The sequence below is a fragment of the Dietzia sp. UBA5065 genome (genome assembly GCA_002415925.1).
Taxonomy (GTDB): Bacteria; Actinomycetota; Actinomycetes; order Mycobacteriales; family Mycobacteriaceae; genus Dietzia.
The window spans coordinates 41,608-48,426 of record DIAZ01000143.1 but is presented as its reverse complement, the minus strand read 5'-3'; the positions used below and the strand labels follow the sequence as shown (position 1 = coordinate 48,426).

Annotated in this window: 6 protein-coding genes; 1 reads left to right on the top strand and 5 read right to left on the bottom strand. The window is 70.6% G+C overall.

All coding sequences use genetic code 11. The annotated features are described in order from the left end of the window. Positions 1 to 75 precede the first annotated feature (75 nt). On the top strand, positions 76 to 1,038 hold the full coding sequence (locus B4M60_RS11855; protein ID WP_291084107.1) for a glycoside hydrolase family 25 protein: 963 nt from the start codon (positions 76 to 78) through the stop codon (positions 1,036 to 1,038). A gap of 9 nt (positions 1,039 to 1,047) precedes the next feature. Here B4M60_RS11855 and B4M60_RS11850 read toward each other — a convergent pair whose 3' ends face one another. From B4M60_RS11850 to trmB, 5 genes are all read right to left on the bottom strand, one after another. After that, positions 1,048 to 1,416 (bottom strand): DUF3054 domain-containing protein, encoded by a 369-nt coding sequence (locus B4M60_RS11850; RefSeq protein ID WP_291084103.1) that lies wholly within the window; start codon positions 1,414 to 1,416, stop codon positions 1,048 to 1,050. Positions 1,417 to 1,420: 4 nt separating this feature from the next. After that, positions 1,421 to 2,731: a lysylphosphatidylglycerol synthase transmembrane domain-containing protein gene (locus B4M60_RS11845; protein WP_291084100.1), complete on the bottom strand. Its 1,311-nt coding sequence runs from the start codon at positions 2,729 to 2,731 to the stop codon at positions 1,421 to 1,423. Between the two features lie 64 nt (positions 2,732 to 2,795). Beyond that, complete coding sequence (locus tag B4M60_RS11840) at positions 2,796 to 5,243, bottom strand: MMPL family transporter (RefSeq protein WP_291084098.1); 2,448 nt, start codon at positions 5,241 to 5,243, stop codon at positions 2,796 to 2,798. 14 nt (positions 5,244 to 5,257) lie between these two features. Then, on the bottom strand, positions 5,258 to 5,932 hold the full coding sequence (locus B4M60_RS11835; RefSeq protein WP_414646797.1) for an NYN domain-containing protein: 675 nt from the start codon (positions 5,930 to 5,932) through the stop codon (positions 5,258 to 5,260). A 67-nt stretch (positions 5,933 to 5,999) separates the two neighbouring features. Beyond that, positions 6,000 to 6,740 (bottom strand): tRNA (guanosine(46)-N7)-methyltransferase TrmB, encoded by a 741-nt coding sequence (gene trmB / locus B4M60_RS11830; protein ID WP_291084096.1) that lies wholly within the window; start codon positions 6,738 to 6,740, stop codon positions 6,000 to 6,002. Between the last annotated feature and the right edge of the window lie 79 nt (positions 6,741 to 6,819).

The following is a 6,819-nucleotide window of genomic DNA, read 5'->3' as shown; positions in this document are numbered from 1 at the left end:
TGGCACCGGATGCCACCTGGCCCGATGTTGCGCGAGTTGCTTGTGTGACTAGCGATACTGCCCGATACTCGCCCTATGCCCTCTGCCGAACCGCCAGTTCGCCGCGCCCCCATCCCGCGCCTTCTCGTGGCCCTCGCCTCCGCGGCGACCCTGTCCATCGGCCTCCTCGTCGTCGTCCTCTCCCCCCGGGCCGACGCGGTGGTCCCGCCCTCGGCCGCCTTCGACGGCTTGGCGCGGGGACTCGATTCCTCCAGCTGGCAGCACCCGCACGGCGCCCCGGTCGACTGGCACGCGGCCGCCGCCTCCGGCCAGACCTACGCGTTCATCAAGGCCACCGAGGGCAGCGGTCCGGCCAACAGGCACTACGAGGCGGACGTCCACGCGGCCCGGGCGGCCGGCATGACAGTCGGCAGCTACCACATGGCGCGGCCCGCGATGGATCCCGTGATGCAGGCGCACGCGTTCGCCGCGCGGCTGCAGTCGGTCGGCGGGGATCAGCTCCCGCCGGTGCTCGACCTCGAGACGGACGAGGGCAGGAACCCCGGGGAACTGATGGAGTGGACGCGCGTCTTCCTCGACACGCTCACGCATCTCACCGGCCGGACACCGATCGTCTACACCTACCGGTACTTCTGGATCGACCGGATGGCCAACACCACGCAGTTCGCCGAGTACCCGCTGTGGCTGGCCGAGTACGGAGTGCCCGAGCCGACGCTGCCCGTGATCGGCGGCTGGGACCGGTGGCTGTTCTGGCAGAAATCGGAGACGGGCGAGGTCCCCGGCTTCGCGGGCCCCGTCGACCTCAACATCTTCGCCGGCTCGCGCGAGGACCTCGGTGCCTGGACCGGTCCCGTCAGCCCCGCGCCCCCTCCCGCCCCGGTACCCGAGGCGCTGCCGGCCCCAGACGCGCTACCGGCCCCAGGCGCGCTGCCGGAACCCGCTCCCGCCCCGGCCCCCGCCCCGGAGGGCGTGCACCCGCCGGAGAACATCCCCGTACCGGGGGAGCCGATCGACCGGCTCCCGCCCGAGGTCCGCTAGACCACGCGGTCAACCCCGGCCCGCACGGGACCGGACCACGGCGGCGCGCACCGCCCGCCACCCCACCAGGAACACGGCGGTGGCGACTCCGGCCACCATGATGAAGCTCCAGTGCGGCACGCGTCCGTCGCCGAGGCCGCGGATGGCCATCCCGCCGACGAGGGTCGTCACCCACAGCAGGACACCCGACCGGACCGTGGCGGGATCCCGCCGCGTGGCCAGCACCACCACCCACCCCGCGGCGAGTCCGATGAGGAACGGCCACGCCGCCCCCCACACCTGCGCCGCGCCGAGCCCCTCGGAGTGGGCGCCGCGGCCGAAGGTCGCGAACACCCCCACCAGCACGACGTCCAGCGCGAAGATCAACGGCAGTGCCACCGCCTCACCCTTCCTTCTTCTCGTTCGACTCGCCCCGACCCGACGTGGTGGACGACTCCCCACCCTCGCCGACCAGCCGATCGTCCCCGCGGACGGGCAGAAGGGGGATCGGTCCGGAGAAGTGCGGGACGGTCGCCCGCCACGGCGTACCCCTCAGCGGCCAGATCTCCGCGAGGTCGGCCGGCGGCACGGCCGCCGACGTCGTCGGCGGGGAGTACTCATCGGACGACGACGACGAGGTGGACTCCTCCGTCGGGCCGCCCTCACCGGGCGCCGCATCGGGATCGACGTCCGCGACCCCGCGGTAGAAGAGGAAGAAGATCACCCACCCGACGAGGGCGATCAGCACGAAGCTGACGATGCGGTAGACGAACACGGTCGCGAACGCCTGATGCGCGCCGAGCCCCCCCGCGGTGAGGGCGGTGATGAGGGCGAACTCGACGGTCCCGAGCCCGCCCGGGGTGATCGGCGCGGTGGCCACGATCTTGCCGGTGACGTACGCGATACACAGCCCGCCGATGCTGTGCTCTGCACCGACCGCATTCGCCGCGGCCCACAGGCATCCCACGTCGGCCACCCAGTTGAGCAGCGAGAACGCGAACGCCGTGGACAGCTGGGTCTTGGTCATGTCGACCGCCTCCGCCTGTTCCACGACCTTGCGCACCCCGGACGCGCCGTGGTCGGAGGGCTTGCGCCGGCGGGCGTTGATCCAGGCCAGCAGCGTGAGCAGCGCGCCCTCGATCCTGTCCGGATGCCGGGCGGCCCACTGCACCACCACGACGATCGACACGAGCCCGAACGCCGACAGCACGAGCAGGAACGGGTTGGAGACCGATCCGACCAGGAAGAAGCCGAGCAGCGCCAACAACACGATGCCGACGGTCGACAGCACGCCGGAGATCACGAGCTGCCACGACGCCACCACCCGGCTGGCGCCCCACTGCCGGGTCTTGCGATACGTCAGGGTGGTGCCGAACACCTGCCCCCCGGGTATGCAGGTGGAGAAGGCGTTGGCGGCAAAGACCAGACCGACGCTGGCCCAGTAGCTCACCCTCACCCCGGCCGACTCCAGGAGGACCTTCTGCACCGAGCCGTAACTCGACATCGACAGGTACGAGAAGACGAGCGCCAGGGCGATCCAGCCCCAGTGCGGGCGGGCGACGGCCTCGAACCCCTCGGCGAAGAACGGCATCTGGCCGCGGAGCCAGTAGAGGATGAAGAACAGGACGGTCAACGTGGCGATCGCCTTGAACCACGGGTTGCCCAGGATCAACCGCATGCGGCGCCGCACGTCGGCACCCCGCGTCCCCGTCATCCCGTCACCATAACCAGTGCACCCGCCCCGGCCCAGGCTCCCACTCCGGAGTCCGGGCCGGGCGTCACTCGCCGCGCTCCTGCTCCCGCGCCTGCCGGAGCCGGGCGATCAGCTCCGCCGCCGGGATCTTCTCCCCGGAGACACGCTCGCGCGGAACCGGTTCGGGCTCCGGTTCAGCCTCGGGCTCGGGCTCGGGCTCAGCCTCGGGCTCCGGTTCAGCCTCGGGCTCGGGCTCGGGCTCCCGTTCGAGCACCCGGACCGGCGACACGGACCGCTCCGGCGCCGCGCCGGGGGCTTCCTCCTCGGCGGGGGACGCGGGGTCGACCTGTCCGGGATCCGCGGGGCCGCCGACACGGAGTTCGGGCTCGTCGCCGAGCTCGGCCTCACCCAGTCCGATCCGCTCCTGGATCCGCTTCATCCACCCGGGCGCCCACCAGCAGTCGGGTCCGAGCAGCTGCATGACCGCCGGCACGAGAAGCATGCGGATCACGGTCGCGTCGATGATCAGCGCCGCGATCATGCCGAACGCGATGTACTTCATCATGACGATCTCGGAGAACGCGAACGCCCCCGTCACCACGATGAGGATGAGCGCGGCCGAGGTGATGATCCCGCCCGTGGTGGCGACGCCGCTGCGGATGGCGTCGGCGGTCCGCGCACCGCGGGCGCGGGCCTCGACCATCCTGGAGATCAGGAACACCTCGTAGTCGGTGGACAGCCCGTAGATGATCGCCATGAGCAACACCACCACGGGCGAGGTGAGCGGCCCCGGGGTGAAGCCGAGCAGGTCCGCGCCGTGGCCGTCGACGAAGATCCACGTGAGGATCCCCAGCGTCGCGCCCAGGCCCAGCATGTTCATGATGGCGGCCTTGATCGGCAGGACGAGTGAACCGAACGCCAGGAACATGAGGATCGTGGTGGCGATCAACACGTAGAGCACGAACCACGGCAGGCCGCCGACGAGCGCGTCCACCGAGTCCGATTCCATGGCCGGGTTGCCGCCCACGTACACCTCGGTGCCGGCCGGGATCGGGAACTTCTGCAGGTACTCGACCGTGTCGGCCGGGGCGTTGCGGTCGAGCAGGCCGGACTGGAGCACCACCACGTCGCGCCCCTGCTCGTCCTGCTGGCCGGATCGGGCGAACTGGAACGGGCCGGTGAGTCCGGGCGCGTTGTTGGCCTCGGCCCGGATCTGCGAGAGGGAGGTGCCGTCCGAGCCGATCACCACCAGCTTGACCGGGTCCGTCCGGGTGCCAGGGAAGTTCTGGTCGTACTGCTCCTGCGCGACCCGGGTGGTGTCGTCCGGGGGCAGGTAGGTCTCGTTGATGCCGCCGAACTTCACCCCGGAGAACGGGATGATGAGCGCCACCAGGACCACCACGATGGGGACCGCGACGGCGACCGGATGCTTCATGGAGAAGTCCGCCACCCGGCCGAACAGGCCGTTCTCGACCTCCTCGCGGGTGCGATGACGCTGCAGGCGCGAGATCCCGAGCATGTCCACGCGGTGGCCCAGCAGGACCAACACCGCCGGGAGCAGCGTGACCGACAGCAGGGCGGCCAGGATGACGGCGGCGATCGCGCCGTAGGCGACCGACTTGAGGAAGGCCTGCGGGAAGACCAGCAGACCGGAGAGCGTCACGCCCACCATCACCGCCGAGAACACGACGGTGCGGCCGGCGGTGGCCACGGTCCGGCGGACGGCGGCCTCCGGTGGGTACCCCTCCGCCATCTCCTCCCGGAACCGGCTCACCACGAACAGCCCGTAGTCGATCGCCAGCCCCAGCCCGATCAGGGTGACGACGTTCTGGGAGAACGAGTTGACGGGGGTGAGCAGCGACAGCAGGTGCAGCGCGCCGAGCGACCCGAGGATCGTGAGGATGCCCACGGCCACCGGCAGGGACGCGGCCACGACTCCGCCGAACACCACGATGAGCAGGATGAACACCAGCGGCAGCGCGATGAGTTCGGCACGCACGAGGTCGGCGTCCATCCCGTCCTGCAGGGCACCCGCGACCGGCTGCAGGCCGGCGATGTCGGTCTGGATGCCCGCGACGGGGATACGGTCCTCGACCTCCCGGAAGTTCTCGAGGATCTCCTCGTCCTCACCGGCGATCTGGATGGAGGCCACCGCGATGCCGACGTCCCTGTTGACCAGGGCCGGAGACTGGTTGAACACGAAGCTGGTCACCCCGGTGACCTGGTCGGGGAACTCGCCGCGGAGCGTCTCGAGGGAGGCCCGGATCGGGTCCTGGAAGGCCGGGTCGTCGACCGTGGTGCCGGCGGGCGCGTGGTAGGTCACCACGACGTCTCCCAGCGCGTCCCGGCCGTACGCCTCCTGCTCGAGCCGCTCGGCGGTCGCCCACCCGCTCTTCGGGTCCTCGAAGCCGCCCTGTCCGAACGGCTTGCCCAACATGCTCCCGGCGACGCTGAGCGTCGCCATGACCAGGACCAGGAACACCAGGACCAGGACGCGGCGGTGGGCGACGAACCGCCCGAGTGAGTTGAACACGGGTGCGTGCGCTCCTAACGCGAGTTGAGCAGGGCCGAGAGCGGGCGGAGCGGCTGCAGCCAGGCACCCTCGACGGGCAGGTTGTCGAGGCTGACCCGGGGCAGGGGCTCCCGGAACACCCCGGGGATGTCCTCCAGGTCGAGGAACGAGATCGTGTCGTGCTGGACCGCCCAGGTGGCGTGCTCACGGAAACCGATGACGGTGACCGGGATCTCGTCGGCCAGTTCCTCCAGCGGTTCGCGGAACGCCTGGCCGTCAGCCGAGGCCACCACGACGCCGGCGAGTCGCCCGGACTCCGCCCGGAGGTCGATGTGCGCGAGCATGTCGTCGTCGACATCGGAATCCGCGCTGCTCTTGGGCTTGGCAAACACGGCGAAGCCGACGTTGCGCAGGGTCTCGACCCACGGGCGGACGTTGTCGGAGGTGCCCGGGACGATGTTCGTGAAGACCGTCGCCTCGGCCTCGAGGGTGTCGTCGGTCCGCAGCGAGAGGTCGGCGGTGTGGTCGAGCAGCCACCGACCCAGCGCGTCGAAGCGGGGGCGGTAGACGGCCGTCGGGCGGCCGCCGAGGATCGATCCGAGTCCCATGTCGACGTTCGGTGCGTCCCAGACGAGCAGTACCATGCCCGGGGCGTCCGGGGTGTCCTCGTCCGACGTCACGTGCGCGCCCGGTCCGTCAGCTGGGGTCATCTTCTGCCGCCTCGCTCTTCGCCCGCTGGGCTCTTCGTCCACAGGGCTCTTCGGTCTATAAGGATGGTCAGTCTCTACGTCGCCAGAGGAACTCGTTGATCACGCGCTCCTCCTCCAGACCCTTGCCCTCGAACTTGGTCACGGGTCGCTCCAGGGTGAACGGTACGTGTCCGGCGTCGGTCAGTGGGTCGAGCCGCTCGAGCGCGGGTTCGGCGTCGCCCGTCGGGCCGATCCACTCCGCGTAGTCCGCGTGATCGGTGGCCACGTGCAGGACGCCGCCGGGCCGGAGCCTGGAGGCGATGAGTTGGAAGGTGCCCGATTGGAGCAGCCGCCGCTTGTGGTGCCGCGCCTTGGGCCACGGGTCCGGGAAGAACACGCGGACCCCGGTCAGGCTCGCGGGGGCGATCATGTTGGTGAGGACGTCGACGCCGTCGCCGCGGATCATCCGGACGTTGCCCAGCCCCTCGCGCACGATCATGCCCAGCAACTGGGCCAGACCCGGCTGGTAGACCTCCACCGCGATCACGTCGATGTCCGGTTCCGCCGCGGCCATCGCCGCGGTGGACGTCCCGGTCCCGGACCCGATCTCCACGATCAGCGGCGCGGTCCGGCCGAACAGCGCCTGCTGGTCGACCACCTCGTCCGTGACGTTGCGGCCGTACGTCGGCCAGTGCTCTTCCCAGTTGCGCTGCTGCCCCGGACGCATCGTTCCCCGACGGAACCGGTAGGCCGTGACCCGCGGGAACAGACGTGCGTCGTGGTCAGGGGTCTCTCCGGCGGTGGTCCCGGGATCTTCACTCTGGTTCACCCGCCCATCATCCCGCAGTCCTCGGCCCTGCTCCGAATCCGAGGCGATGCCGACAGGGGAAGGTCTTGCCGCGGAGGTC

Excerpts from the sequence above, each read along its gene's own strand:
- B4M60_RS11845 (WP_291084100.1), bottom strand. The coding sequence starts at position 2,731 with ATGACGGGGACGCGGGGTGCCGACGTGCGGCGCCGCATGCGGTTGATC.
- B4M60_RS11855 (WP_291084107.1), top strand. The coding sequence starts at position 76 with ATGCCCTCTGCCGAACCGCCAGTTCGCCGCGCCCCCATCCCGCGCCTT.
- B4M60_RS11835 (WP_414646797.1), bottom strand. The coding sequence starts at position 5,932 with ATGACCCCAGCTGACGGACCGGGCGCGCACGTGACGTCGGACGAGGAC.